Genomic DNA, 26,598 nt, shown 5'->3' with positions numbered 1-26,598 from the left:
CGTTCAACCCATTGAGGCTGGAGGCCGCTATCGCCAGTGATCAGGCAATACGAGCAGAACTGGGCCAGCATCTGGCGCGTTTATGGCGTTATGGCCTGGTGTTGTCTCGGCAACGGCATGTCGCTGAAGACCTGGTGCAGGCCACCTGCGTGCGGGCGCTTGAGCGTGCCGGGCAGTTTGTGCTGGGCACGCGAATGGATCGCTGGTTGCTGAGCATCCTGCATTCGATCTGGCTCAACGAAGTCCGTGCGCAGCGGGTGCGCCAGGGCCAGGGCTTCGTCGACGCCGATAGCGTCTTGTCGTTCGACGGTGAATACGCGGCGCAAACTCATGTGTTGGCCGCGCAGGTGATCAAGCGGGTCGACGCCTTGCCCGAAGCGCAGCGCGAAACGGTGTTTCTGGCCTATGTCGAAGGGTTGTCTTACCGGGAAGTCGCCGAGGTCCTTGCGGTCCCCATCGGCACCGTGATGAGCCGTCTGGCCGCCGCTCGTTTGAAGCTGGCCGAGCATCCGCCCCTGCGCTCAGTGCCCACCACCTCGACAGGAGAACGGCGATGACTGATCCGCGCTCGCAACAAGCGCCTTCGGATGAACTGCTGGTGGCCTACCTCGATGGGCAACTGAGCAGCGAGGAACGTCTGCGGATCGATTGCGCACTGGCCAATGACGAAGCCCTGGAGCAGCGTCTTGAATGGCTATCGCGCAGCGATCTGCCGTTCCAGAGCGCCTATACGGATTTACTCGGTCAAGCGCCGCAGGAGAGGCTGACAATGATGCTCGCTGCGGTGCCAGCGCCCGCCGCCAGCGCTCCTCTGAGCCGACGCCGGTTCATCGCAGCGGCGGCAGGCTTTCTGATCGCGGGCATCGCTGCCGACCGGCTATTCCTCAGCTGGCAGGCGTCTACACGCAAGGTTGAAACCAACTGGCGTGGATTGGTGGCCGATTACATGGCCCTCTACACCCCGCAAACCCTGGACAACCTCCCCGATGACGAAGCGTCCCAACGCGCGCAGTTGAAAATCATCGACCAGCGCCTGGGCCTGGCACTGGAACCGGCGCAACTGGTGCTCTCGCGGCCAGTACTCAAACGCGCGCAGCTGCTCGAATACGATGGCGTGCCGATTGCCCAGATCACTTACCTCGACCCCGTCAACGGCCCACTGGCGCTGTGCATCACCCGTTCAAAAACCGGCACCCGCCACCCCGCGCAAGAGCAACGGCGCGGGATGAATATCGTCTACTGGTCCGGCATGGAGCACGCTTTTATGGTGATCGGGCATAACCCGACATCGGAACTTGAGGCTATGGCGCAGCTGTTTAGAAGCCGAATCAGCGTTTGAGCGCTGTGACGCAGAGCGTCGCTGGATGCGTTACCACGCGGAGCGTGGGAACGATCATGCCACCCCGACTCACCCCGCTGTCGGCAACCACAACCTGAACCGCGCCCCGCCCAGCGGTGATGGTTCTACCGTCAACGTGCCGCCCTGTGCTTCCAGCGCCCGGCGGCTGATGGCCAGGCCCAGGCCGAAGCCGCCGGTGGCGCGGTCGCGGCTGCGGTCCAAGCGATAAAAGGGTTCGAAGATCCGTTCACGCTCGTATTCGGGAATACCGATACCGTCGTCGTCGACCCAGATTTCGCAGCCCTTGGGGCACACCTGAACCCCCACCTGAATCCGCCGCTCGCAGTAGCGCATGGCATTGCGCAGCAGGTTCTGGATTGCCCGAGCAGTCAGGCGTGGATCAAGGGTGAAACGTTCGAGCATGCCGTGCAGCAAGACGTCGATCACGATGTCGGGGGATTCGAGCTCTTCATCGACGCTGCCCAGAATGCTGTCGATGAATTCATCGAGGGACACTTGCACCTGCTCCGGCACCTGCGCCGGATTTTGCAGGCGACTGTAGGACAGCAACTCCAACACCAGTTCATCCAGCTCGCGAATGTGCGCGACCAACCCCTGCAAGCGTTCGCGGCTGGCCGCCGGTAAATCATCGGAGAGCGCCAGCGCCAGGCCGAAGTCGAGCCGGGTCAGCGGCGTGCGCAGTTCGTGGGACACGGCGTTGAGCAAGTCCCGCTGCTGATTCAGCAGGTTTTCAATGTCACCGGCCATGGTGTCGAACACATTCGCCAGGCTGCCGATGTTCGAGCTGGGAGGAATGTGCGTGCGCTCGCTCAAATGGCCCTTACCGAAGCGTTCGGCGGTACCTTTCAAGCGTTCCAGATCCCGCCAGTGCGGACGCAGCCAGAACAGCAGACAGGCCAGCAACGCCGCGCCGATCAGCACATTGATGCTCCAGTAGAGCAAGTTGACGTCCAACGGGTCCGGCGGCACCACCAGTTTCACCGCCATCTGCTCATCCAGTGGCGCAACCGCCAGCGTGCGCCAGCCCCAGTCGCCCATGCGGATGACCTTCTCGCCGCGCTGCAAACGTTCTGTTTCGTAGGCGCTGAAATCCGCGTCGTCGTTGCGCACCACAACCACCTGCAACGGCCGGAACTCCTCGTCCATCTCGGCCGCCAACGCCGGCCAATGCTCGGCCGGTACCGCGTGAAACTGTTTGACGATCAGGTTTTGCAGGCCTCGGGACTGGTCGAGGTTGTAGTTCATAAAGCGCTCGTGGAAAACTTTGATCACCAGGTCCGGGATCAAATAAATCGCCGCGCTGAACGTAACAATGGTGATCAGGTACAGCCGAATCAAAATTCTCAGCATCGGCTCAACATTCCCACTCGGAGCGGCTGAACAGATAGCCCTTGCCCCACACGGTTTTGATTTTGCGGGCTTCGCCGGCGTGATCGTCGAACTTGCGCCGCAACTTGGAGATGGCCACGTCCACCGAACGGTCGGTGCCATTGAACTCGATGCCGCGCAGGCGCTGCAGGATTTGGTCGCGGCTCAGGACTTCACCGGCGTGTCGGGCCAGCACCACCAACAGGTTGTACTCGCCGCTGGACAGCTCCACCGGCTGCTCGCGCCAAGTCACGGTGCGCTCCGACAAGTCGATGCACAGATTGCCCATCAAGATCCGGTCGTTGGCCGTTTGCGGTTCACTGAGGCTGCTGCGCCGCAGCAAGGTCCGCACGCGCGCCAGCAGAACACGCGGCTCGCAGGGTTTGGTGACGTAGTCATCGGCGCCCATTTCCAGGCCCAGTACTTGATCGTGACTGTCGTCGCGAGCGGTCAGCATGAGGATTGGCAGGGTCGCGGAATCGGCGCGCAGCAGGCGGCAAACTTGCAGGCCGTCGAGGCCCGGCAGCATCAGGTCAAGGATTACCAGATCCGGTGGATTGACTCGCGCACGCTCACGCACGTGGTCGCCACGGCTGATCACGCTGACCTGATAGCCGTTGCGTTCCAGGTAGCTGGCAATCAGTTCGCAGAGCGTGGTGTCGTCTTCGACCAGGAGGATGTTGGGCATGGGTGTTTCCAGAAATTGCTGTGGTGACCATTAGGGCCTCTTCGCGAGCAAGCTCGCTCCCACAATGGATCGCCTGTGAACACAAATTTTGTGAACACCTCCAATCAAATGTGGGAGCGAGCTTGCTCGCGATCGACCGCGAAGCGGTCGCAAAGGATATACGCCCCCGCATGCCCGCGAGCAAAACCTTCACACAATTTCACAGAGCACCTACAAAGCTTCACCGCTACCCCCGACGGCGGCCCGTAGCATGCCTGGGTCATTATTGGGGTATTCACATGTCAAAGAACCTGTTTGCCAAGCTTGGCCTGATTGCACTGGCATTGACGCTGAGCGCTTGTGACAAATCCTCCACTGCCGAAGAACAGGCCCCGCTGGCCACAGTCCGGATCGAGACTATCCAGGCCCAGCCGCTTTCAATCAGTAGCGAACTGAGCGGGCGAATCGCCGCACCGCGGATTGCCGAAGTGCGCGCGCGAGTCGCTGGCGTCGTGCTGCAACGGGCCTTCCATGAAGGCACTGACGTCAAAAAAGGCGACGTACTGTTTCGCATCGACCCGGCACCGTTCAAGGCCGACCTCGACAGCGCCCAGGCCAGCCTGCGCAAGGCCGAGGCCAATGCGTTCCAGGCGCGCTTGCAAGAACAGCGCTACAGCCAATTGGTTGAAGGCAACGCTATCAGCGGGCAGGATTACGACAATGCCCGGGCCAGCGTCCGGCAGACGGCTGCCGATGTAGCAGCCAATCAGGCCGCGGTACAACGGGCCAAACTGAATCTGGGCTACGCCACGGTCGTTGCGCCGATTTCCGGGCGCATCGGTCGGGCGCTGGTCACCGAAGGCGCGCTGGTCGGGCAGAACGAAACCACCCCGCTGGCGGTGATCCAGCAACTGGACCCAATCCACGCCGATCTGACCCAGAGCACCCGCGAACTCAATGAGTTGCGCCGTGCCTTCCGCGCGGGGCAATTGCAGCAGGTCGGTCAAGACCAGGCCCGTGCCACCTTGATTCAGGACGACGGCAGTCTTTATCCGCTGCCGGGCAAGTTGCTGTTTACCGACATCAGCGTCGACCCGAGCACCGGCCAGATCATCCTGCGCAGCGAGTTCCCCAACCCGGACCTCGATCTGCTGCCCGGCAGCTTCATTCGCGTACGTCTGGAGCAGGCGGTCAATCAGCAAGGCATCAGCGTGCCGCAACGGGCCATTTTGCGCGACAGCGCCGGTATCGCTCAGGTGCTGCTGGTGGACGCCGAGCAGCGGGTCAGCCAGCAATCGGTGCAGCTTGGTCAGGAGCAGAAGGACCGCTGGATCGTCACCGATGGCCTGAAACCGGGCGACCGCATCGTCATCGAAGGCCTGCAGCACGCTCGCCCGGGCGAGAAAGTGCAGATCGACGACACCCCTCTTCCACTCGCCCAGGCTGCTCAGTAGGTAGGAAACCCCATGCCGCAATTCTTTATCGACCGCCCGATATTCGCCTGGGTGGTTGCACTGTTCATCCTGCTGGCCGGCGCCCTGGCCATCCCGCAATTGCCGGTGGCGCAATACCCCAACGTCGCGCCGCCGAAAGTGGAAATCTACGCCACCTACCCCGGCGCCTCGGCGCAAACGGTGGACGAAAGCGTGGTCAGCCTGATCGAGCAGGAGCTCAACGGCGCTGACCACTTGTTGTATTTCGAGTCCCAGAGCAGCCTCGGCAGCGCCACCATCACCGCAACTTTCCAGTCCGGCACCAGCCCGGAAATGGCCCAGGTCGACGTGCAGAACCGGCTCAAAGCGGTAGAGCCCCGCTTGCCACAATCGGTTACCCAGCAGGGCTTGCAGGTGGAGAAGGTCTCAGCCGGTTTCCTGTTGTTGATCACCCTGACTTCCAGTGACGGCAAACTCGACGACGTGGCGCTCAGTGATTACCTGGCGCGCAACGTGATGAACGAAATCCGCCGCATCGACGGCGTCGGCAAGGCGCAGTTGTATGGTGCCGAACGGGCCATGCGAATTTGGATCAATCCGCAGAAGCTGATTGGCTTCAACCTGACCCCGGCCGACGTCAACGCCGCCATTAGCGCCCAGAACGCCCAGGTCTCGGCCGGGAGCATCGGCGACCTGCCGGCCCGCTCGACTCAGGAAATCACCGCGACGGTGCTGGTCAAAGGCCAGTTGTCGACGCCCGAAGAGTTCGCCGATATCGTGCTGCGAGCCAATCCCGACGGCTCGACCGTGCGCATCGGCGATGTCGCCCGGGTCGAGGTCGGCAGCCAGGAGTACCAATTCTCCACCCGCCTGAACGGCAAGCCATCGACCGCTGTCAGCGTGCAGTTGGCGCCAGGCGCGAACGCCTTGAGCACCGCGACCCTGGTGCGGGCGAAGATGGATGAGCTGGCGCAGTATTTCCCGGCCGGCGTGGAATACAAGATCCCCTACGACACTTCACCCTTCGTCAAAGTCTCGATCACCAAGGTGATTTACACCTTGGGCGAAGCGATGTTGCTGGTGTTTGCGGTGATGTTTCTGTTCCTGCAGAACATTCGCTACACGCTGATTCCGACCCTGGTGGTGCCGGTGGCGCTCATGGGCACCTTTGCGACCATGCTGGCGCTGGGTTTCTCGATCAATGTGCTGACCATGTTCGGCATGGTGCTGGCCATCGGCATCCTGGTGGACGACGCCATCGTCGTCGTAGAGAACGTCGAGCGGATCATGGCCACCGAGGGCCTGTCGCCCAAAGAGGCCACGCGCAAGGCGATGAAGCAGATTACCGGGGCGATCATCGGCATCACACTGGTGCTGGTGGCCGTGTTTATCCCAATGGCCTTTATGCAGGGCTCGGTGGGCGTGATCTACCAGCAGTTCTCGCTGTCGATGGCCACCTCGATCCTGTTCTCGGCCTTTCTGGCGCTGACCTTGACCCCGGCACTTTGCGCCACCCTGCTCAAGCCGATCGCCAAGGGTGAACATCACGCCAAGGGCGGTTTCTTCGGCTGGTTCAACCGGCGCTTCGAACAAATGAGCGACAGCTATCAACGCGGGGTGGTTTACGCGCTGAAACGCACCGGGCGTTATCTGTTGATCTACGGCGTGCTGCTGGTTGGCCTGGGGCTGTGTTTCAGTCGCCTGCCCTCCTCGTTCCTGCCGGTGGAAGACCAGGGTTACACCATCACCGACATCCAGTTACCGCCCGGTGCGAGCAAGAACCGCACGGTGCAAGTGGTAGAACAGATCGAAGCGCACAACGCCACCGAGCCCGGGGTGGGTGATAGCACGGTGATTCTCGGTTTCAGCTTCTCCGGCAGCGGGCAGAACGCGGCACTGGCTTTCACCACACTCAAAGACTGGTCAGAACGCGGCAGCGACGATTCGGCGGCCTCCATCGCCGATCGGGCCAACATCGCCCTCAGTCAGATCAAGGACGCGGTGGCTTACGCGGTACTGCCGCCGCCAGTCAATGGCCTCGGCACCTCCAACGGTTTCGAGTTCCGTCTGCAAGACCGTGGCGGCGTCGGCCATGCCGCGCTGATGCAGGCGCGCACCGAGTTGCTGGCTGCCGCTGAGAAAAGCCCGATTCTGGCCAATGTCCGGGAAAGTGCTTTGGCGGAAGCGCCGCAAGTACAACTGGAAGTCGACCGCAAGCAGGCCAACGCCTTGGGCATCTCCTTTGCGGACATTGGCAATGTGCTGTCCACCGCCGTGGGTTCGGCCTATATCAACGACTTCCCCAACCAGGGACGGATGCAACGGGTGGTGGTGCAGGCTGAAGGCGACCACCGCAGTCAGGTGGCGGACCTGCTGAAAATCCATGTGCGTAACAACACGGGGAAAATGGTGCCGTTATCGGCCTTCGTCCAGGCCAGTTGGACCCAAGGCCCGGCGCAGTTGACCCGCTACAACGGCTACCCGGCCATCAGCATTTCCGGTGAACCGGCACCCGGCCACAGCACCGGCGAAGCGATGGAAGAAATTCAGCGGTTGGTGTCGCAACTACCTGCGGGGCTGGGTCAGGAATGGACCGGGCTGTCGTTGCAGGAACGCCTTTCCGGCGCTCAGGCACCGATCCTGCTCGGGCTGTCGCTGCTGATTGTGTTTCTGTGTCTGGCGGCACTGTATGAGAGCTGGTCGATTCCCACCTCGGTGTTGCTGGTGGTACCGCTCGGTGTGCTCGGTGCGGTGCTGGCGGTGACGCTGCGAGGGATGCCCAACGATGTGTTCTTCAAGGTCGGGCTGATCACCATCATCGGTCTGTCGGCGAAGAATGCGATCCTGATCATCGAGTTCGCCAAAAGCCTGTACGACGAAGGCCATGACCTGATCGACGCCACCGTGCAAGCCGCCCGCCTGCGGCTGCGCCCTATCGTCATGACCTCACTGGCGTTCATCCTTGGCGTGGTGCCGCTGGCGATTGCCACCGGCGCCAGTTCAGCCAGTCAGCAAGCCATCGGCACCGGGGTGATTGGCGGGATGATCACCGCGACATTGGCGGTGGTGTTCGTGCCGGTGTTTTTTGTGGTGGTGATGAAGGTGGTGCGTAGGCGGCACAAGGACCTCTAACCCCACCACCGGCCCAATGTGGGAGCGAGCCTGCTCGCGATGAGGTCGTCACATCCAACATCGATGTTGACTGATCCACCGCTATCGCGAGCAGGCTCGCTCCCACATGGATTTGCATCGTTTCAAGGATTATGGTCACAACCAACCGCGCTGGGCTAAGGTGTTGGAACACCCTGGCCCATTGAGTTCACATGCCGCACCTCGCCCGCACCCATCCTCGCCTGTCCTCCGCTGCCGTGCTCGGCATGGCCGTCGGCATTCTGGTTCCGGCCGATTCGGTGATCAGCAAAGTCCTTATTGGCTGGAATGCCGGGGTCTGGACCTACCTGGTGTTGATGCTCTGGCTCACCGCACGCTCGCGGGCCGATGACGTGAAGCGAATTGCCGAGGTCGAAGACGAAAATGCCGGACTGGTGCTGTTGGTGGTCTGTATCGCGGCAATCGCCAGCCTCGCCGCCATTACGCTCGAACTGGCCGGCAGCAAAGACCTGGACACCGCCCACAAACTCTTGCGCTATGGTTTCACCGGGTTGACGGTGATCGGCTCATGGCTGCTGATCGGGGTGATCTTCAGCGTGCATTACGCCAGGCTTTATTACACGTGGGGTGGCAAGGAACCGGCCCTGCGCTTTGCCGAAGGCGAGGTGAACCCCAACTACTGGGACTTCCTGTATTTCTCCTTCACCATCGGCGTCGCAGTGCAAACCTCGGACGTCGGGGTGGCCACCCGTGGTTTGCGCAAAATTGTGCTGGCGCAATCACTGATCGGGTTTCTGTTCAACACCGCAATATTGGGTTTCTCGATCAATATTGCGGCGGGGTTGTTTGGGTGAGGTACATACGCACGCTTATCTGTTCCGGTTAGCCGCAGGACACTCGACGTCGGAAAACCTTCCGCCGGTATCAAAAACAGGTCCTGCGGCATCTCCGATCAACCCCTGATAGACGCAGGATCGGAGTATTTCCCATCGCGTATCGCGCGCACCTCGAAGAGATAGGTAGTACCAGCCGTCAAATCATTGAACATGAAATGAAGCTCTGAAAACTCCCGAATGAAGCGTCCATCACGGGACAGCTGATAGCCGGTGACGCCGCCACTTTCAATCGGTGGTGCCCATTGGATAGTTCCGACCCGGTTGGAAAGCCGATTAAATACCAGACTGGTCGGCGCATTGCTCGCCAGTGTGGTCACCTCAACAACCGCCGGTTCCGAGCGGTTCCCGGCAGTATCCACGGCGAGTACCTCGAAGCGGTAGGTGGTGGAGCCGCTTAAACCTGTGGCGTTGTAACGGGGATCGCCAACCGTGTCGAACGGCGTGCCAGGGCGGTAAACCTGATAGCCGCTGACTGCGACATTGTCCTCCGACCGGGCCCATTCAAGGACGGCGGAGCTGCTGGTTATCGCACTGGCTCTGAAGTTTCCCGGTGTGCTCGGCGGCGTTGTGTCCGAACCTGGTGTGCGGAGCGAAAGGGGGTCAGAGTCGCGAAAGTTTCCGGCGGCATCCAGAGCACGTATTTTGAAGGTGTAGTCGGTAGAACTGGTCAGGCCTTGAGCCAAGTAACGTAGGTAGCGGTCTGGGCTGTCGATGGTGTGGATCAGCTCGTCATCGCGGTAGATCTGATGACTGATTACCGCGACGTTGTCGGTCGCTGCCGTCCAGTCCAGGATGGCGAAGTTGTGAGTAACATAAAAGGCTCTCAGGTCGGTGGGTTTACTCGGCGGCATCACATCTTTCCAGCGGGCGGCCAAGGAGAGGTTTCCAGCAGCATCCCTGGCTCTTACCTCAAAATCCGACAAGCCTTCCGGCATCAAGGTAACGGCAAAACTGGTGCCCTCGACAGGGATAGCAGCCCCCCCATCACGTCGGACTAAATAACCAGTGACACCAACGTTATCTTGCGATGCACGCCAGTTCAGCATCGCATTGCCGGGTGTCAGGAAGGTGAGTTTGAGTGCCTGCGGGCGAGTGGGAGGCACTTGATCGTGCGTCACTACGCTAATCGACGCTGGCAACGCCGGGACGGGCCCTTCGGGTCTGCGGGGCTGAACCTTGAACAGATATCCCTTCTCGGGTGTCAAGCCCGTGGCGATGTGCTCGAGCGCAGTAGTTCGTACAGGTTCCCGCCCAGGGCAGGTAATTTCGTAATCGATCAGATACGAGGCGTCATCCGGCTTATCCCAAGTCAGCCATGTCTCGGAAAAGGTTCTACCCGGATTGCGCAAATTACGCGGTTGCGTCATGTCAGGACCGGTTTTTATCGTAGCCTGTGAAGGCGCCGAATATCCACTGACGTTGAAAGCGCGAACCTCAATGAAATATCGGCTGTCAGGGGCCAGATACTTGACAAGAAAATTTAAATGCTTAGTTGTCTCCCTACCGATAACGTCAGGAAATTTATCTTCCAGACCATAAGTAATTTCATATTGTGGGCTTTGGGGAGCCGGCCAGAAGACGCGAACCGTGTCGTAATTGACGAGTGTGTGTAAAGGGCCCGGACGCGACGGTATCGGCGGCCCGTCTTGGGTCTTTTGCGTGATACGAGCCGGCAACGAGGGCGGAGTCAGCGCCTGCGCTGACGCATGACTGATAGCTTGCGATGGCGCCTCTTCGTCAGAGCTCATCTCGATCTGTCCTGTCAGTGGAATCAGATTCCATTAAATATCCCTCCCGGCTGCGACGCCACTGACAGAACTGCTAGTCGCATCCGGCTATTTTTTATGCTAGCGCTCCCCCATTGGGCATGGCGATGTTGTTGCTTGGGCTCGGCACAGCTGAGTCTATGGGCGTAAGGTCATCATTGTCGCCGCAGTGCAAAATCCGGTCGCCGCAGAGCGCTTTGGAACCCGACGGGCTGCGTAATGTGGCGGGCACGGTGCATGAAGACACCGAACCCCACAATAAACGACCTGCCGAGCGAGACTTCTGACATGAAAAGACTGTTCAACCGCTGTCTATTGATTCTCTCCGGCGCCGCACTTCTCAGCACCAGCGTCATGGCCAATGAACCGGCCTCCTGCAAGACCGTGCGCATGGGCGTGGTCAACTGGACGGACGTGATGGCCACCAGTGGCATGGCCGACGTCCTGCTCACCGGTCTTGGCTACGACAGCAAACAGACCAGCGCCGTGCAACAAATCGTCTTCGCAGGCATTCGTGACAAGCGCCTGGACATCTTCCTCGGCTACTGGAAACCGGCGATGGACCAGAACATCGCGCCTTTTGTCGCCGCCAATCAGGTCAAGGTCATGGAAAAACCCAGCCTGGCCGATGCCCAGGCGACCCTCGCGGTGCCTGAGTACGTCGCGGCGGCCGGGCTGAAAACCTTTGCCGATATTGCCAAATTCAAAGACCAGCTGGGCGGTAAAATCTACGGCATCGAGCCCGGCAGCGGCGCCAATGCTGCGATCAAAACCATGATTGAGACCAATCACTTTGGCCTCGGCGGCTTCAAGCTGATCGAGTCTGGTGAAGCCGGGATGCTCGCCGCCGTCCAGCGGGCAGTGAATCGCAAGGAGTTCGTGGTGTTTGTCGGTTGGACTCCGCACCCGATGAACATCAACATGAAGATGGCCTATCTGACCGGTAGCGAAGACGTTTATGGCCCCAACGAAGGCGCCGCGACTGTCTCCACGGTGACCGCCCCGGACTACGCCGAGCGCTGCCCGAACGTCAACCGACTGCTGGAAAACCTGACCTTCACCGCTGCTCAGGAAAGCCAGTTGATGGTGCCGATCATGGCGCGCAAAACGCCCCAAGAGGTGGCCAAGCAATGGCTGCGCGCTCACCCGGACGATCTGCAGCGTTGGTTGGCCGGCGTGACCAGTGTCGATGGCAAGGATGGCGTCGCGACGGTACAAGCCAGTTTGAAACCTTAACGCCAAGCTGAGTGCCGTATGACCGATTACCCGCTCTCTCCCGAACTCAAGGCCTTCGTAGAAAAAACCTTGAGTTTCAATAGCCTGAAAAGCAGTCTTAAAGGATTGCGCGAAGCTTATAACCGCATGTGCCGGGCATTCACCCCGCCTCGGCCTGCGGGGTTGGCGGTGACCGATTTTCGTTTGAATGACGTGCCGGTACGCGCTTACTGCCCCACCTTTACGATGCCGGCCGATGGCTGGCCGTGCATCGTCTATGTGCACGGTGGCGGTTGGGTAGTTGGAGACCTGGACTCCCACGACTTCATCACCGCCGAACTGGCAGCCCGACTTCAGGTGCTGGTACTGGCGGTGGATTATCGGCTGGCCCCGGAGCATCCCTTCCCGGCAGCCTTCAACGATTGCCTCGCAGTGTGGCAAGCGCTGCAAAGTGGTGACTGCCCGTTTCAACTGGACCTTGAGCGGCGGGTAGTGGTCGGAGACAGCGCGGGTGGCAATCTCGCTGCCGCGATGTGCCTGGCGTTACGGGATGCCAATGAGCCGTTACCGGCCGCGCAGGTATTGATCTATCCCGGGCTGGGTGGCGCTGCCAACTTGCCGTCGCGCAGTCAATGCGCCGATGCACCGTTGCTTAGCACCAGCGATCTGGACTGCTATCACGCGCTGTACTTGCCGGGTCCGGCGCAGCGTTCGCCCTATGCCATGCCGTTGTTGGCAAACGACTTCAGTCGTCTGCCCCCGGCATTTATCGCGGTGGCGCAGTTCGATCCGCTGCGCGATGACGGCGTGTGTTTCAGTGAACGACTGAACACGGCCAACACGCCCGTCTTGCTTTATCAAGGTCAGGGGCTGGTCCATGGCTGCTTGCGGGCGCGTGGTCTTGCCGCTGAAGTTGATGAGCTTTATGAGGCGATTTTCGAGTATTTACGCGGGTTTCTTTTTTGAGAAAAGTTGACCCGAAAATCTAAGACAGGGTCATACGATTGCGTTGGTTGCTCTGACGTCTTCGCGGGCAAGCCCGCTCCCACAAGGTTTGCGCAATACTCTGTGGGAGCGGGCTTGCCCGCGAAAGCGATCCCACTGCTGACATAATTCTTTCATTCATCCCCTTCCCCCTCTTGACGGCCTATTGGGTTTTGGTGTCTTCTGAAACCGGTTTCAGCGAAGTCTCACCAGCGCTGCTTCCCAATAATTCCAATAAGAAGGTCGTGCACCGTGAACAGTTTTTCCGCCGCCCAACGCAGCCGCGTGACCATGCTCGATGTCGCCGAACGCGCCGGGGTCTCCAAGGCCAGCGTGTCGCGCTTTATCGGTGAAGACCGGCCCTTGCTCTCCGATGCCATTGCGTTACGCATCGAGCAGGCGATCAGTGAGCTGGGTTATCGCCCGAACCAGATGGCCCGCGGCCTGAAACGTGGGCGCACCCGCCTGATCGGCATGCTGGTGGCCGATATCCGTAACCCCTATTCGATTGCCGTGATGCATGGCGTGGAAACTGCCTGCCGTCAGCACGGCTACAGCCTTGTGGTGTGTAACACCGATCGTGATGACGAGCAGGAACGTCAGCATCTGGCGGCGCTGCGCTCGTACAACATCGAAGGTTTGATCGTGAACACCCTCGGTCATCATCTGGACCAATTGCTCGAGCTGCACCAGGAAATGCCTATGGTACTGGTGGACCGCAAGGTCGAGCAGTTGCACAGCGACCTGGTCGGCCTGGATAACCCCGCTGCGGTCCACACCGCCCTCGCACACCTTGAAGAGCAAGGCTATCGCGACGTACTGATGGTCAGCGAACCCTATGACGGCACCAGCTCGCGGATCGAACGGGTCAGCAGCTTCACCTCCGAAATCGCTCAACGCCCGGCCCTGCTTGGCGCGGTGGTCGAGACCGGTCCTGAGCTGACGGTTCGCCTGCATTCCTTTCTCGCCACGCCCGGCCCCGGTCCGAAAGCCCTGTTCTGTGCCAACGGCATTGCCGCGCTGGCCAGTACCCGCGCGCTGCGTGAGCTGGGTTGCGGGTTGTTCGAGGACGTGGGATTGATCGCCCTGGATGACCTGGATTGGTACCCACTGGTCGGCAGCGGAATCACCGCCCTCGCCCAGCCGACCGAAGACATCGGCGCCAGTGCGTTCGATTGTTTGCTCAAGCGATTGCGCGGGGATGAAGGGCCGGTACGGACGCTGGATTATCCGGCGCAGTTGATTGTGCGCGGGTCGACAACTAGACGATGAACAACTGTGGCGAGGGAGCTTGCTCCCGCTCGGCTGCGAAGCAGTCGCAAGGCGGCTGACACATTTTATCTGTTGGAATGCGGTTGCCGGATTTGGGACGGCTTCGCCGTCCAGCGGGAGCAAGCTCCCTCGCCACAGGTTATGTATTAGCCAAAAATTTTTGAACAAAAATGAAACCGGTTTCAGAGGTCAATAACAATGAATAAATCACCTGTCTCCATCAGTCTTTCCAGCTACGGCGCCGATCTGGTTCGCCAACGCGGGCAATTGGCATTCGTCGAGGTACTGGCCAAGGCCGGGGCCAAGCGCATCGAATGGCGTGAAGAACTGCTCACCGCCGAAGACCCGCGCGAATTGACCCGGGCCATCGAACAACAGGGGCTCGAGGCGGTGTTTTCCTCACCGCTGGAACTCTGGGTCGCCGGTCAATCGCAACCCAACCCGCTACTGGCCGCGACCCTGAAACGGGCACAGTCCTTCGGCGCAAAATGGCTGAAAGTGTCCTTGGGTTATTTCACTGACAACAACGATCTGCAGAGCCTCGCCTCGTGTCTGGCGCAGCATCCGGTCCAGTTGCTGGTGGAAAACGATCAGACCACGCAGGGTGGACGCATCGAGCCGCTCCAACGCTTCTTCGCCCAGGTCGAGCAACACAACCTGCCAGTGCAGATGACCTTCGATATCGGCAACTGGCAATGGCAGGACCAGTCGGCCGCCACCGCCGCGCGATTGCTCGGCCGCCATGTGGGTTACGTGCATTGCAAAGCAGTCGTGCGCCGCGCCGACAGCAAGCTGGTCGCGATACCGCCCGGCCCCAACGACTTGCATCTGTGGGAACAACTGCTGCAGCACATGGCCCAGGGCATTCCCCGGGCGGCGGAGTACCCGCTGCAAGCCGATGACCTGCTGCAGTTGACCACCGAGCACGTCGCTGTCCTCGCCCGCCTGGGTCAATCACAGCTGGAGAGCGCCCATGTCTGAGTTCGATGTTCTGTCGTTCGGCGAAACCATGGCCATGTTTGTCGCCGAGCAAACCGGTGATCTGGCGCAGGTCGGGCACTTTCACAAACGCATCGCCGGGGCCGACAGCAACGTCGCCATCGGTCTGTCCCGGCTAGGTTTCAATGTGGCCTGGCTGAGCCGGGTCGGTGCCGACTCACTGGGACGTTTTGTGGTCGATACGCTGCAAGCCGAAGGGCTCGACTGCACCCATGTCGAGGTCGATCCGCTGCACCCGACCGGCTTTCAATTCAAATCCCGCGAAGACGATGGCCGTGATCCGCAGGTGGAGTACTTCCGCCGGGGTTCGGCCGCCAGTCATCTGTCGATCGAAGCGATCCGCCCGCCATTGCTGCAAGCGCGTCACCTGCATGCGACCGGTATTCCACCGGCGTTGTCGGCCACCGCCCGTGAGCTGTCCCGCGAGTTGATGACCCAAATGCGTGGGGCTGGCCGCAGTGTTTCGTTCGATCCCAATCTGCGTCCGGCCTTGTGGGCCAGCGAACAACAGATGATCACGGAAATTAACAAACTCGCCGCCCTCGCCCATTGGGTATTGCCGGGATTGAGTGAAGGCCGCTTGCTCACCGGTTTCGAGGACCCGGCCGACATCGCCGCGTTCTACCTGGACAACGGCGCTAGAGCGGTGGCGATCAAGCTCGGTGCTCACGGTGCTTATTACCGTACCCATCTGGATGAGGGCTTTGTCGCCGCCGTGCCGGTCGCAAACGTCGTCGATACCGTCGGTGCCGGTGATGGTTTTGCCGTGGGCCTGATCAGTGCACTGCTGGAGAACTACAGCTTTAGCGACGCAGTGCAACGCGCCAACTGGATTGGCAGCCGCGCGGTGCAGAGCCGCGGGGATATGGAGGGGTTACCGACACGTGCCGAATTATCTGCCGAACTCAATGCCGCAATCGCGAGCAAGTCCGCTCCCACACTTGATCGCAGTCGTACACAAATTAAGTGTTCGCTGAGGATCTAATGTGGGAGCGGGCTTGCTCGCGATTGGCCATAACAGTCACCGAAAACGTTGAATCCAAACCGTTACCTGCTGCGACAAAAACAACAAGCTCAGGAGCACCATCATGCAAACGCCCACACTCGCCACCCGCCGCTGGTGGTACATCATGCCCATCGTGTTCATCACCTATAGCCTGGCGTATCTGGACCGGGCCAATTACGGTTTCGCCGCCGCCTCCGGGATGGCCGCCGACCTGATGATCACGCCGGGGCTCTCGTCGTTGCTTGGCGCGCTGTTTTTCCTCGGTTACTTTTTCTTCCAGATACCGGGAGCGATCTACGCGCAAAAGAACAGCGTGAAGAAATTGATTTTCGTCAGCCTGATTCTCTGGGGCGCGCTGGCGACCCTGACCGGGATCGTCTCCAACGCTTACATGCTGATCGTCATCCGCTTCATGCTCGGAGTGGTCGAAGCCGCAGTGATGCCGGCCATGCTGGTCTACCTCTGCCACTGGTTTACCCGCGCCGAACGCTCGCGAGCCAACACCTTTCTGATCCTCGGCAACCCGGTGACCATGCTTTGGATGTCGGTGGTGTCCGGCTATCTGGTGCAGCACTTCAGCTGGCGCTGGATGTTCATCATCGAAGGCCTGCCGGCGGTGCTCTGGGCGTTTATCTGGTGGCGCCTGGCCGACGATCGTCCGGCCGACGCCAAGTGGCTCAGCGAGACTGAAAAACAGGACCTGCAAAGCGCACTGGCCGCCGAACAGATCGGAATCAAAGCGGTGAAAAACTACGCCGAGGCCTTCCGTTCGCCGAAGGTGATCATCCTCGCGCTGCAGTTCTTCTGCTGGAGCATCGGTGTCTACGGCTTCGTGCTGTGGCTGCCGTCGATTCTCAAGCAGGGTACGAAAATGGACATGATTGAGGCCGGCTGGCTGTCGGCGCTGCCCTATCTGGCGGCGGTGATTGCGATGCTCGCGGTGTCGTGGGGCTCGGACAAGATTCAACGGCGCAAGCGCTTCGTCTGGCCGCCACTGCTGATCGCTTCCGTAGCGTTTTATGGTTCCTACGCCCTCGGCGCTGAACATTTCTGGTGGTCATACACCTTGCTGGTGATCGCCGGGGCCTGCATGTACGCGCCTTATGGACCGTTTTTCGCCATTGTCCCGGAAATCCTTCCGGCCAACGTTGCCGGTGGCGCCATGGCCTTGATCAACAGCATGGGCGCCCTCGGTTCTTTCGGCGGTTCCTATCTGGTCGGTTACCTGAACAGCTCCACCGGCTCACCCGGTGCGTCCTATCTGTTAATGAGCGGCGCGTTGCTGTTGTCGGTGGTGCTGACGATTTTCCTCAAGCCCGGGGCCAGTGATCGAGCGCTGCCCAAGGTCACGCCGAGACGTCCTCTGGCTGCGCACTCCTGAATTGAACTGAAGGTGAACACCATGAAAAAGCACGTCGTCCTCTACAAAAAGCTCTCGCCAGTGCTGATGGCCCGGTTGCATGAACACGCGCACGTCACTTTGATCGACAAGCTCGACAGCGACGGCCTGATGCGTCTGCGCGATGCCTTGCCCAGTGCTCAGGGTTTGTTGGGTGCCAGTCTGCGGCTCGATGCCGAGTTGCTCGATCTGGCGCCACAGCTGGAAGCCGTCGCCAGCGTCTCGGTGGGCGTCGACAACTACGACATCGACTACCTGACACTGCGCAACATTCTGCTCAGCAACACCCCAGACGTGTTGACCGAAACCACCGCCGACACGGGTTTCGCCTTGATCCTGGCCACGGCTCGCCGAGTGGTCGAACTGGCTAATCTGGTCCGCGCCGGGCAATGGACTCAGAACATCGGACCGATGCATTTTGGCAGCGACGTGCATGGCAAAACCCTCGGCATCATCGGCATGGGGCGGATCGGCGAAGCGTTGGCTCAGCGTGGGCATTTCGGCTTCGGCATGCCGGTCATCTATCACAGCCACTCACCGAAACCGGCGGTGGAGAAGCGCTTCAATGCGCAGTACCGCAGCCTTTCGGAGTTGTTGCAGCACGCTGATTTCATCTGCCTGACCTTGCCGTTGACCGCCGAGACTGAAGGTCTGATCGGCGCCAGGGAGTTTGCGCTGATGCGGCCGGAAAGCATCTTCATCAACATTTCACGGGGCAAGGTGGTCGATGAAGCAGCGCTGATCGAAGCGCTGCAACGGAGGCAGATTCGGGCTGCGGGGCTGGACGTGTTCGAGCGCGAACCCTTGGAACATGACTCGCCGCTCTTGCAGTTGAATAACGTGGTGGCGACCCCGCACATCGGCTCTGCCACCCATGAAACCCGTGAGGCGATGGCCCGTTGCGCGGTGGACAATCTGCTGGCGGCGTTGGCCGGCGAGCGGCCGGCGAATCTGGTGAATGGGGGGGTGTGGGAGAAGAGATTGCAGGTGGGCTGACAGACCTATGCCGCCTGTTACACCGCTATCGCGAGCAAGCCCGCTCCCACATTAGAACCGCGTCGCACACAAAATTGGTGTCCGGACACGGTCGAGTGTGGGAGCGGGCTTGCTCGCGATGAGGCCAGCCCTGACAACAAAGATATTCAGCCTGGCCGCTGTTCCAACAAATCCGCCGCACAGCGCACGATCCGCCGACACGCCTCGGCCAGGCGTTTCTGGTCCACCACCAGCCCGAGGCGGATATGCCCTGCCGCACTCGGCCCGAACGCCTCGCCGGCCAGCACCGACACGCCATAACCCTCCAGCAAGCGCTCGGCAAATGCCTGGGCGCCGAGGCCGGTTTGGCGAATATCGACCATGACAAACATCCCGCCGTCAGGCTTCACGGCATTGAGGCCCGGGCAATCGGCCAGGCGGGCACAAACCAGATCCCGACGCAGGCGATACTCGTCACGCATCTGCGCAAGCTCCGGCAAATCGGCATTCAGGGCGACCTCAGCCGCCTTCTGCACGAAATCCGGCAACCCGAACAGCATGCACAGCGACAAATGAATCAAGTGTTCGGTCAGAGGCTTCGGACCGATCACCCAGCCTACCCGCCAGCCACTCATGGCATGGGATTTGGACAGGCTGTTAAGGGTCGCCGTGCGCTCGGCCATGCCCGGCAGACTCGCCGGGCTGATGTGCTCGCCTTCATACAACAGGTCGCTGTACACCTCATCACTGATCAGCCACAGATCATGCTCGATGCACAGCTGCGCCAGTGCCTGCCAGATGGGCAACGACAGACTCGCGCCCGAAGGGTTGTTCGGACTGTTAAGCAGCATCGCCCGGGTCCTGGGCGTGATCAGCGCTGCGACGTCTGCCGGATCGACTCGAAAGCCATTCTCCGAACTCACCGCCACCGGAACCACCTTGGCACCGCAGGCGCCAAACACGCCTTCGTAGGTCACATACATGGGCTCGGCGACGATCACCTCATCGCCCGGATCGAGCAGGCATTGCACCACGGAGTACACCGCGCATTGCGCGCCGGGCAGCACCACCACGTGATCCGCATCAACCGCCTGGCCGCTGCGGCGGGCATGGCGCCGGGCGATGCTGTTGCGCAGCGAGCAGCTTCCACGCACCTGCGCCGGGTAATGGGTATCGCCGGCCAGCAGGCTGTCGATGGCCGCCTGGACAATCGGTTTGGGGGTGTCGAAGTCCGGGTCACCGATCGATAACAACAGCACGTCGGCGCCCTGCTCTATCAATTCCAGTGCTCGGTAGTGAATCTGCCAGGCCGCTGCTCCGTCGCCGGCAATTCGTTGGGTCAAGGCTGAATAGCGCATGTAGCTCTCCTGTTGCGCGAACTCCAGCCTGAACGGTAACTTAAATCACGAATCGCGCCACCATTGCATTCAAATCCACAGCCAGTCGCGACAGCTCATGGCTGGCGGCGCTGGTCTGGTTGGCACCGGCGGATGACTGGCTGGCCAGGTCGCGAATGTTCACCAGATTGCGGTCCACTTCGCGCGACACTTGTGCCTGTTCTTCCGAGGCGCTGGCGATCACCAGGTTGCGTTCGTTGATCAGATGGATCGACTGAGTGATCTGCTCCAGGGCAACGCCTGCCGCACGGGCCATCTCCAGGGTACTTTGGGTGCGTTGATTGCTTTGCTGCATGGACTCGACGGCCTGGCCGGTCCCGTTCTGGATGCCGGCGACCATTTTTTCGATTTCCTGGGTTGATTGCGCCGTGCGATGAGCCAGTGCGCGAACTTCATCCGCCACCACCGCGAAACCACGACCGGCCTCACCGGCACGGGCGGCTTCGATGGCGGCGTTGAGGGCCAGCAGGTTGGTCTGCTCGGCAATCGCCCGGATCACGTCCAGCACCTTGCCGATGTCACGGCCCTGCACGGCCAGGCCTTCGATCATGGCCGAGGTGTTTTGTACGTCCAGGGTCATGGTCTGGATCGCGCCGACGGTTTCCACCACACGGTCGCGGCCTTCGCGGGCGGCCAGGGTCGACTGGTTGGACGCCTCGGAGGTGGAGACCGCGTTGCGTGCCACTTCTTCTACGGCGGCGGTCATCTCGTTGACGGCAGTCGCTGCTTGTTCGATTTCATTGTTTTGCTGTTGCAGGCCGCGAGACGCTTCCTCGGTGACCGCGCTGAGTTCTTCAGCGGCCGAGCCGAGTTGCGTCGCCGAGCCGGCGATCTGCTCGATGGTTTTGCGCAGATTGGTTTGCATGGTGGACAAGGCACTGAGCAACCGAGCCGGTTCGTCGTTGCCGTCGATGATGATGGGCTTGCTCAGGTTGCCACCGGCGATGGTTTCGGCGGCAGCCACCGCGCGGCTCAGCGGCGTGACAATGCTGCGGGTGAGCAACCAGGCCAACAATACAGTAATCACGGCCGCGGCCACCGAAACGCCGATGATCCCTAGCTTGGCATTGTCATACTGGCTACCGGCCTCGGTATCAGCTCTTGTAGCGTCGGCTCTGTTGATAGCAATCAGTTTGTTGAGCTGCTCGCCCATCAAGTCGGTGCCGTCCTTGATTCGGGTATTGATCAAGTTGCGCATGTCATCGATCTTGTTCTGACGCGACAGCTCCATCATCTGGCTCTGCGCTTGCAGATAACTGTCCAGGGTGGCTGCAAACGCCTTGTAAAGCGCCGCCTCTTCGCCACCGGCAGGCAATGCCGCGTAGCTGGTTTGCCCTTGCTTGACCTTGTCCATCAACGCACTAATACGTGTTTCAGCTTCCAGCAGACCGGCCGCATCACGGTTGACCAGCACCCGAAACGACAAAATGCGCAAACGCAATACGTTTTCAGTGATGCTGCCCAGGAAACTCACGCTGGGCAGTTGGTTGCTTTCCATGTCAACCGAAGCCTGGCGGATGATCGTCATGCGATTCACGGCAAACACGCCGAGGGCGATGACAAGCAACGCAATGAACGCAAAACCGAGGAAGGCTCGAGGCGCGATATTCATATTTCGTAAGGACATAGGATGGCTCTCGGGTGATGAAGGGCTGCGAGCATCCATGCGGTTTCAGCTATCAGGCGAGCGTTAGCTCCGATAGTGCGGGCCGCTCTTGTTATAGGAAGTGGGCCCTGCCGCTGTATCGGCAGGGCTGCAGGTTTTATTCAGTGCCATATGAGCTCCGTTCATCGGTTGCTGCAATGCAGTCGAACGGGATAGTGAGGCGTGGCTCAGAAAATATCCGGAAAACCATTTTTATTTCGCGTCCTTGCGCGCACCGGAAAATACAAAAATGCTCAATTAATCAGTACTTTATTGTTCAAACTGTTGCGCAGGGGCGTTGTGTAGAAGATCCCTACATCGGGATATGCAACAGCTGACAGCCATACCAACAATCCCTCATTAAAGTGGCCTACCTGTAATTTCTGACAGGTTCCAAGGTCGTTGATTCGCGATATAACTAGACCGCGCCTACAGCCCTGACACAGGTGTCTGAAGGCCGGCCGCGCGAACTACGCCCTTATGAAGTAGGAAGATTCTGCCGCGCCCACGCCATCATTGATGATAAATGGGAGAGCCCGTTATGTACCGTACCAACCCAGCACCCGTCCGGTCATTGCCAGCCCAGGTCAATTTCCAGCCTCAGGAGCCCGAGCAACCAGAAGCGATAAAACTCACGGCCAGGGAGAGGGAAGTCTTGCAGTGGAGCGCGTGCGGCAAATCCTCTTGGGAAATCGGCCAGATCGTATGCTGCAGCGAAGCCGGGGTGAACTACCACTTTTGCAACATTCGCCGAAAATTCGGCGTGAGTTCGCGCTGGACCGCGGTGGTCAAGGCGCTGGAACGGGGTTTGATTCATTTGCCTTGAACCGGGCCGACTGCGGTGTACGGCGCTCCATCGGCCCTCACAGAGACACCGCATGAACCCGGAACACATGCCTCACCACACACCTGCTCCCAGCCCCCTCGGTAATGCCTGCGCCGATACTTCGGTATCGCGTCGACATTGCGCTCGCATCATCCTCGCCGACGACCACCCCGTGGTGTTGATGGGCGCCGAAATGACCCTTTGCCCCCCATCCGACACAACGTTCTCGATCGTCGCCCAGGCACACAACGCCGATGAGCTGATCGACCATCTGCAGCGAACACCCTGTGACATTCTGGTCAGCGATTACTCGATGCCTTACGGACGCTTTCCCGACGGTCTGGCGTTAATGGGCTACGTGAAACGTCACTTCGGCCATGTCTCACTGATTGTCATGACCATGTTGCGCAACCCTTCACTGTTGCAAGCCTTGCTCAATACGGGCGTCTGCGGCTTATTCGACAAACGCAGCCCGTTGATCGAACTGAAACGGGCCGTGCAGACCGTGGCCAAGGGGCGCCGCTACCTCAGCCCTTCCTTTGCTGACATTCTCAATGCCCAGACTTTGCCTTCCTCAAGCACTGAGGCGCCATCGGTGAGTCTTTCCCAACGAGAAATGGAAGTGGTGCGGCTGTTCGTCCAGGGCCTGTCCGGCCGACAGATCGCCGCGCAACTGAACCGCAGCGAAAAAACCATCAGCAGGCAAAAGCGCACCGCCATGGACAAGTTGGGACTTGAGCATGACGGTGGGTTGGTGGAGTTTGCGAGAGTGACTGGGTTGAGGGGGTGAGAACATGAAATGTACCCGCTGACGAGCGGGTACATTTAACGTTTCAACCGACCTAGGAATAGCGTAAATGGGAGTTTTTGGAGACGGTGGATTTTTCTGGTACGCGCACCGCAGTATTGTATTCAGACAAGCCGAAGATCTTGTCGACATATCCACTTTTAGTGGTTGTGACTATTTCGCCTTTCACCCCTTGTGGCGGTTTCCCTACAACTACTCCTGAAGCACTTTTCTTTTGTGCAGCTTGGTAGGCGCCTGGAAAGTTTTTTCTATTGTGCTCGTAGTCACCCTCGATCACTTTTGGTTGTTTCGGTTTGGCTACTTTTATCGGGCTTGCAGACTCTGTCGCCGTTGAAGAAGGCTGACTCACTGCTGCCCTCCCTCCTGAAGCTCGTTCGGGAGAAACCGAGTAGTCCGGTGTTACAGAACGCGCCCTTGCCGAAGGCTGACGCGCAGCTGATCTGGAAGGTCGAGCAGATACAGAGACTTTTGCTAATTCATCGGTGACGTTCGCTAATCGTCGAGAACTGCTGCCTGTTGTCTTCGAAACACTTGAGCCAACTCTACTTGCTGCTCCGACTACATCATCACCAGTGTACATAAACAACATAGCGAGTTTGGAAAAGACTGAGTGCCCTGTCTCATCCTTAAATCTAATCGGATTCCCCAAAACATACATATACGCATTCATCCCCCCGTCCCCAAACGGACTCCAACTGTCTGGGCTATGAAACCGCATCAACAACGGATTGAACGCCCGATACCCATTACCCAACAAATACCAACCCGTTTGCGCTTCGCGCAGTTCACCGTTGTAACCCAAATGACTGCTCACCGCCGCTTTATCCGCACGGTGGCCGTACGCCGAATAAGCGATTTCATTGTGCCCATCCTGGCTCACCTCGCACAGCACGCTGTTCTTGTCATCACTGGCCAGCAACAGGGACTTTGGGCCAGCACCTGCCTGGTGCTCGGCGAGCACAACTCCATCGGCCCGTACGAAGGTACTGCTGTTGGAACCCTGAATCTGGTTCGCCAATTCACCGTTCTGGTAGAAACGCTGTTCATTGCCGCCAGAAGTACTGCGTCCGTTCAGCGTGTCCAGTGAATCATAGTGATAGTCATTGGCCGTTTCGCCGGACAAGGCGCTGACGCTGATCAAGCGACCCAGGCTGTCATAGGCCAAAATACGACCGACTTCGTCCTGCAACAGATTGCCGTCAGCGTCATACGTGAAGTCGATTCTGGGCGGGTAGAGCGGATCGCCAGGTCGAGCCGGACTCAATTCATTGGTGAGCCCCATCAACTGACAGGGGTCGTTCTGGTTTGTGTATTCGTAATAGATCGAGTGACGTCCGCCCTCAAAGGTGGTCTCCACGAAGTCCAGATTGTCCTGCGCATCAAAGCCGAAAAGCTGACCCTTGATGACTTTGCCATAAGGGTCTTCGGGCCGTTGGCTGCCAGTGCAGCTGTACTCGACCAGGCGTCCGCGAGGGTCATAAACGTAGGTTTCGTCACGCAGCGACTCAGTGCCTTGCATCAACGTCCGCTGAGTCAGCCTGTCGACCTCGTCGTAGGTCTGGCTCAATGTCTGTTTGATGTCGTTGCCCAGATCGAATTTACGCAGCACCTCCCGGCCGAAATCATCGTACTCAAGATCGATCTTCAGCCTCTGCGCACCGTCGATTGTTTCGATCGTTTTGAGTTGGCCCAAATCGTTATAGGCGAACGTCGAGCGAGTGTCGCCCAGTTCGGTGGCCTTCAACCTGGCAAAATCGTCGTACTCGTACGTCTGGGTCTGCTCGAGAACATCGGTATAACTCATCAACCGTGCCTGCCGGCTGTACTCGTAAAACATGACGCGCGGCACTTCACCTGTCTGCTCACGGCTTTCGCTTTTCAGTTCGCCAGTGCTGAAATACTGACGCGCAAGGCTATGTTTAATGCCCGACTCGTCTACTTCTTCAGTGGTCCGCAGGCGCGCGTTCTCGCTGTCGTATGTATAGATGGCGGTACTCTCCACCGCAATCCGCTGCTCCGGATCTTCACCCAGTTCCGGCCGGTAGACGTAACCAGTTTCCACGCCACTGGGACGCTTCACACTTTTTGGCTGGGTTTGCCCCGGATCGAAGGTATAGACACTTTCACGCCCGCCAGTAATCGACAGGACCATACGATCGAGCCCATCGTAGCCCTGTTCCCCCAGTACAACGCCGTTGACACTGATCTTCACCGGCAGGTCTTCGCTGCTGTGCCCGGCGTACTGGCGCTCGACTTCGTTGCTGTCAGGCAACAGGGTTTTGGTCATCCGGTCGAAAGCGTCGTATTCATAGCGCGTCCAGTTGCCAGCCGCGTCATATTCCTCGGCGGTCCGCCCCATCCCATCGTAGTGGTAGGTGTGTTCACTGATCATCTGACCGCCCAGGTCGATTCGTTTGACGCTGTCGGGCTTGTCGAACAGGTTATTCGTCGTGACGGTTTTACCCATGCCCTCGAGCCATTGACTGGTGGTCTGGGCGATCGGATCGGTGACCTCGTGCTCCTCGACACCATCGGGTCGCACCACACTGCGTTGCTCACCCCAATCGTCGTAGTTGAAGAGACTGGTCAAGGGAACATCTTTTGCTCTTTCCCAGTCGATGACGGTTTCGCTCGTCATCTGTTCCCGGTTGTTGTAGGTCGCACGGTAAGTCTCGCGAAACTTTTGCGGGTCGCCGCCCAGGGCATCGGCATCGCGCCGGGTCTCCTTGATGACCCGATTGTGCCCGTCCAGGTAAGTGATGGTTTCGACGCCCTTGACGTCCTTGGCGCTTTGCCTGGCCTGTTGGCCAGGTTCATTGGTGAGTGTGTAGGTATAGGTGCGGCTGGCTTTGTAGTCATCAGAGTTCGGCGCCACGGTTTCCTTGGTCACCCGACCCAGCAGGTCATATTCGTAGGCGATTTCCACATCGTTGTCGTCACGGTTGAGCAGCGGCTCGCCGTTGAACAATGAATGCTGCAGGGTGATGACTTTGCGCACCGGTTGCACTATGCCCGGCTGGTCTGGGCCATAGTTCGAATAGTCGTCAAACCCGATCAAGGTACTGACTGTATGCAGTACGGCTTCTCCGCTACGGGCATTGCGGGCCTTGCTGTAGGTGTAAGCGGTGGTGGTGGTTTTGCCGTTGAGGGTCACGGCGTCCTGCAGCTTGCGTCCGTGCTCGAGGGGGTTGTTTGGTTCGTTGATGTATTTGTAAGCCGTGTGTTGCAGTGGCTGGTCCTGGCCATTGACGACCTGCACCAGCGTCTCATCCCTGATTGCTAACCATGGCCCGGAACCGGTCAGGCCCAGCTCTGCGGTGTAGCGATAGCGGGTTTGCAGGGTCGGGGCCTTACCGTATTGGGAGGGGGCCGGGGTCACAGTTTTGCTCTTGAGATTGCGCACAAACCCTTGCGGGTCGGCCGGGCAAAGCACATTGCCGTCTGCGTCGTCTTCACCTTTCGCGATGTACC

Annotated in this window: 20 protein-coding genes and 1 pseudogene; 14 read left to right on the top strand and 7 right to left on the bottom strand. The window is 59.6% G+C overall.

Annotated elements, in window-relative coordinates:
* The first annotated feature begins 59 nt into the window (after window positions 1–59).
* Together ACN1C3_RS24425 and ACN1C3_RS24420 are read left to right on the top strand one after the other, a co-directional pair.
* Window positions 60–557: a sigma-70 family RNA polymerase sigma factor gene (locus tag ACN1C3_RS24425; RefSeq protein WP_419118390.1), complete on the top strand. Its 498-nt coding sequence runs from the start codon at window positions 60–62 to the stop codon at window positions 555–557.
* Window positions 554–1,339: an anti-sigma factor family protein gene (locus tag ACN1C3_RS24420; RefSeq protein ID WP_419118310.1), complete on the top strand. Its 786-nt coding sequence runs from the start codon at window positions 554–556 to the stop codon at window positions 1,337–1,339. Before ACN1C3_RS24425 ends, ACN1C3_RS24420 begins: the two co-directional genes overlap by 4 nt.
* Before the next feature lie 69 nt (window positions 1,340–1,408).
* On the opposite strand, the gene ACN1C3_RS24415 is transcribed toward ACN1C3_RS24420, so the two are convergent.
* Both ACN1C3_RS24415 and ACN1C3_RS24410 read right to left on the bottom strand, forming a co-directional pair.
* Window positions 1,409–2,710 carry an ATP-binding protein gene (locus ACN1C3_RS24415; RefSeq protein ID WP_419118309.1) on the bottom strand — a complete coding sequence of 434 codons (1,302 nt, stop codon included), beginning with the start codon at window positions 2,708–2,710 and terminating at the stop codon, window positions 1,409–1,411.
* A 4-nt stretch (window positions 2,711–2,714) separates the two neighbouring features.
* Window positions 2,715–3,416: a response regulator gene (locus tag ACN1C3_RS24410; RefSeq protein ID WP_419118308.1), complete on the bottom strand. Its 702-nt coding sequence runs from the start codon at window positions 3,414–3,416 to the stop codon at window positions 2,715–2,717.
* A 2-nt stretch (window positions 3,417–3,418) separates the two neighbouring features.
* Between ACN1C3_RS24410 and ACN1C3_RS24405 the strand changes: the two genes are divergently transcribed.
* The 3 genes from ACN1C3_RS24405 to ACN1C3_RS24395 all read left to right on the top strand — a co-directional run bounded on the left by ACN1C3_RS24405 (window position 3,419) and on the right by ACN1C3_RS24395 (window position 8,793).
* A complete protein-coding gene (locus ACN1C3_RS24405) occupies window positions 3,419–4,849 on the top strand; it encodes an efflux RND transporter periplasmic adaptor subunit (protein ID WP_419118307.1) in 1,431 nt (476 codons plus the stop codon).
* Between the two features lie 12 nt (window positions 4,850–4,861).
* On the top strand, window positions 4,862–7,960 hold the full coding sequence (locus tag ACN1C3_RS24400) for a multidrug efflux RND transporter permease subunit (protein ID WP_419118306.1): 3,099 nt from the start codon (window positions 4,862–4,864) through the stop codon (window positions 7,958–7,960).
* 191 nt (window positions 7,961–8,151) lie between these two features.
* Window positions 8,152–8,793, top strand: coding sequence for a DUF1345 domain-containing protein (locus ACN1C3_RS24395; RefSeq protein WP_419118305.1), 642 nt, complete (start codon window positions 8,152–8,154; stop codon window positions 8,791–8,793).
* A gap of 98 nt (window positions 8,794–8,891) precedes the next feature.
* Here ACN1C3_RS24395 and ACN1C3_RS24390 read toward each other — a convergent pair whose 3' ends face one another.
* Window positions 8,892–10,583, bottom strand: a complete 1,692-nt coding sequence (locus ACN1C3_RS24390) for a fibronectin type III domain-containing protein (RefSeq protein WP_419118304.1) — start codon at window positions 10,581–10,583, stop codon at window positions 8,892–8,894.
* Between the two features lie 306 nt (window positions 10,584–10,889).
* Between ACN1C3_RS24390 and ACN1C3_RS24385 the strand changes: the two genes are divergently transcribed.
* From ACN1C3_RS24385 to ACN1C3_RS24355, 7 genes are all read left to right on the top strand, one after another.
* The gene (locus tag ACN1C3_RS24385) at window positions 10,890–11,837 is read left to right on the top strand and encodes a choline ABC transporter substrate-binding protein (RefSeq protein ID WP_419118303.1); all 948 of its coding nucleotides are present in this window, start codon (window positions 10,890–10,892) and stop codon (window positions 11,835–11,837) included.
* 18 nt (window positions 11,838–11,855) lie between these two features.
* Window positions 11,856–12,782, top strand: coding sequence for an alpha/beta hydrolase (locus ACN1C3_RS24380; protein ID WP_419118302.1), 927 nt, complete (start codon window positions 11,856–11,858; stop codon window positions 12,780–12,782).
* A 270-nt stretch (window positions 12,783–13,052) separates the two neighbouring features.
* Window positions 13,053–14,072 (top strand): LacI family DNA-binding transcriptional regulator, encoded by a 1,020-nt coding sequence (locus tag ACN1C3_RS24375; protein WP_419118301.1) that lies wholly within the window; start codon window positions 13,053–13,055, stop codon window positions 14,070–14,072.
* Between the two features lie 198 nt (window positions 14,073–14,270).
* Window positions 14,271–15,053: a sugar phosphate isomerase/epimerase family protein gene (locus ACN1C3_RS24370; protein ID WP_419118300.1), complete on the top strand. Its 783-nt coding sequence runs from the start codon at window positions 14,271–14,273 to the stop codon at window positions 15,051–15,053.
* On the top strand, window positions 15,046–16,056 hold the full coding sequence (locus tag ACN1C3_RS24365; protein ID WP_419118299.1) for a sugar kinase: 1,011 nt from the start codon (window positions 15,046–15,048) through the stop codon (window positions 16,054–16,056). The genes ACN1C3_RS24370 and ACN1C3_RS24365 overlap by 8 nt, the downstream gene beginning before the upstream one ends.
* A 103-nt stretch (window positions 16,057–16,159) precedes the next feature.
* Entirely contained in the window at window positions 16,160–17,458 is a 1,299-nt protein-coding gene (locus ACN1C3_RS24360; protein WP_419118298.1) for an MFS transporter, read from the top strand.
* Window positions 17,459–17,479: 21 nt separating this feature from the next.
* The gene (locus ACN1C3_RS24355; RefSeq protein WP_419118297.1) at window positions 17,480–18,472 is read left to right on the top strand and encodes a 2-hydroxyacid dehydrogenase; all 993 of its coding nucleotides are present in this window, start codon (window positions 17,480–17,482) and stop codon (window positions 18,470–18,472) included.
* Window positions 18,473–18,618: 146 nt separating this feature from the next.
* On the opposite strand, the gene ACN1C3_RS24350 is transcribed toward ACN1C3_RS24355, so the two are convergent.
* The 3 genes and pseudogenes from ACN1C3_RS24350 to ACN1C3_RS24340 form a co-directional block, all read right to left on the bottom strand.
* Window positions 18,619–19,809: a pyridoxal phosphate-dependent aminotransferase gene (locus ACN1C3_RS24350; protein WP_419118296.1), complete on the bottom strand. Its 1,191-nt coding sequence runs from the start codon at window positions 19,807–19,809 to the stop codon at window positions 18,619–18,621.
* Between the two features lie 40 nt (window positions 19,810–19,849).
* Window positions 19,850–20,713: a methyl-accepting chemotaxis protein gene (locus ACN1C3_RS24345; protein WP_419118389.1), complete on the bottom strand. Its 864-nt coding sequence runs from the start codon at window positions 20,711–20,713 to the stop codon at window positions 19,850–19,852.
* Window positions 20,708–21,460 (bottom strand): annotated as a pseudogene (locus ACN1C3_RS24340) (MCP four helix bundle domain-containing protein); the annotation flags it as partial. The pseudogene ACN1C3_RS24340 and the gene ACN1C3_RS24345, both read right to left, overlap by 6 nt.
* A 574-nt stretch (window positions 21,461–22,034) precedes the next feature.
* Between ACN1C3_RS24340 and ACN1C3_RS24335 the strand changes: the two are divergent.
* Both ACN1C3_RS24335 and ACN1C3_RS24330 read left to right on the top strand, forming a co-directional pair.
* Complete coding sequence (locus tag ACN1C3_RS24335; protein WP_419118295.1) at window positions 22,035–22,319, top strand: helix-turn-helix transcriptional regulator; 285 nt, start codon at window positions 22,035–22,037, stop codon at window positions 22,317–22,319.
* A 52-nt stretch (window positions 22,320–22,371) separates the two neighbouring features.
* The gene (locus tag ACN1C3_RS24330; protein ID WP_419118294.1) at window positions 22,372–23,109 is read left to right on the top strand and encodes a response regulator; all 738 of its coding nucleotides are present in this window, start codon (window positions 22,372–22,374) and stop codon (window positions 23,107–23,109) included.
* A 52-nt stretch (window positions 23,110–23,161) separates the two neighbouring features.
* Here the strand turns inward: ACN1C3_RS24330 and ACN1C3_RS24325 are convergent.
* The coding region (locus ACN1C3_RS24325) for an RHS repeat-associated core domain-containing protein (protein WP_419118293.1) at window positions 23,162–26,598 on the bottom strand (3,437 nt) is incomplete at its 5' end.

It is taken from the genome of Pseudomonas sp. H11T01 (assembly GCF_048515765.1).
Classification (GTDB): Bacteria; Pseudomonadota; Gammaproteobacteria; order Pseudomonadales; family Pseudomonadaceae; genus Aquipseudomonas.
Note: the sequence above shows the minus strand (reverse complement) of the source record. Positions and strands in the feature narration are given on the sequence as shown.

Excerpts from the sequence above, each read along its gene's own strand:
- ACN1C3_RS24330 (WP_419118294.1), top strand. The coding sequence starts at position 22,372 with ATGAACCCGGAACACATGCCTCACCACACACCTGCTCCCAGCCCCCTC.
- ACN1C3_RS24350 (WP_419118296.1), bottom strand. The coding sequence starts at position 19,809 with ATGCGCTATTCAGCCTTGACCCAACGAATTGCCGGCGACGGAGCAGCG.
- ACN1C3_RS24360 (WP_419118298.1), top strand. The coding sequence starts at position 16,160 with ATGCAAACGCCCACACTCGCCACCCGCCGCTGGTGGTACATCATGCCC.
- ACN1C3_RS24380 (WP_419118302.1), top strand. The coding sequence starts at position 11,856 with ATGACCGATTACCCGCTCTCTCCCGAACTCAAGGCCTTCGTAGAAAAA.
- ACN1C3_RS24370 (WP_419118300.1), top strand. The coding sequence starts at position 14,271 with ATGAATAAATCACCTGTCTCCATCAGTCTTTCCAGCTACGGCGCCGAT.
- ACN1C3_RS24410 (WP_419118308.1), bottom strand. The coding sequence starts at position 3,416 with ATGCCCAACATCCTCCTGGTCGAAGACGACACCACGCTCTGCGAACTG.
- ACN1C3_RS24385 (WP_419118303.1), top strand. The coding sequence starts at position 10,890 with ATGAAAAGACTGTTCAACCGCTGTCTATTGATTCTCTCCGGCGCCGCA.
- ACN1C3_RS24420 (WP_419118310.1), top strand. The coding sequence starts at position 554 with ATGACTGATCCGCGCTCGCAACAAGCGCCTTCGGATGAACTGCTGGTG.
- ACN1C3_RS24390 (WP_419118304.1), bottom strand. The coding sequence starts at position 10,583 with ATGAGCTCTGACGAAGAGGCGCCATCGCAAGCTATCAGTCATGCGTCA.
- ACN1C3_RS24365 (WP_419118299.1), top strand. The coding sequence starts at position 15,046 with ATGTCTGAGTTCGATGTTCTGTCGTTCGGCGAAACCATGGCCATGTTT.
- ACN1C3_RS24335 (WP_419118295.1), top strand. The coding sequence starts at position 22,035 with ATGTACCGTACCAACCCAGCACCCGTCCGGTCATTGCCAGCCCAGGTC.
- ACN1C3_RS24355 (WP_419118297.1), top strand. The coding sequence starts at position 17,480 with ATGAAAAAGCACGTCGTCCTCTACAAAAAGCTCTCGCCAGTGCTGATG.
- ACN1C3_RS24415 (WP_419118309.1), bottom strand. The coding sequence starts at position 2,710 with ATGCTGAGAATTTTGATTCGGCTGTACCTGATCACCATTGTTACGTTC.
- ACN1C3_RS24400 (WP_419118306.1), top strand. The coding sequence starts at position 4,862 with ATGCCGCAATTCTTTATCGACCGCCCGATATTCGCCTGGGTGGTTGCA.
- ACN1C3_RS24345 (WP_419118389.1), bottom strand. The coding sequence starts at position 20,713 with ATGCAAACCAATCTGCGCAAAACCATCGAGCAGATCGCCGGCTCGGCG.
- ACN1C3_RS24395 (WP_419118305.1), top strand. The coding sequence starts at position 8,152 with ATGCCGCACCTCGCCCGCACCCATCCTCGCCTGTCCTCCGCTGCCGTG.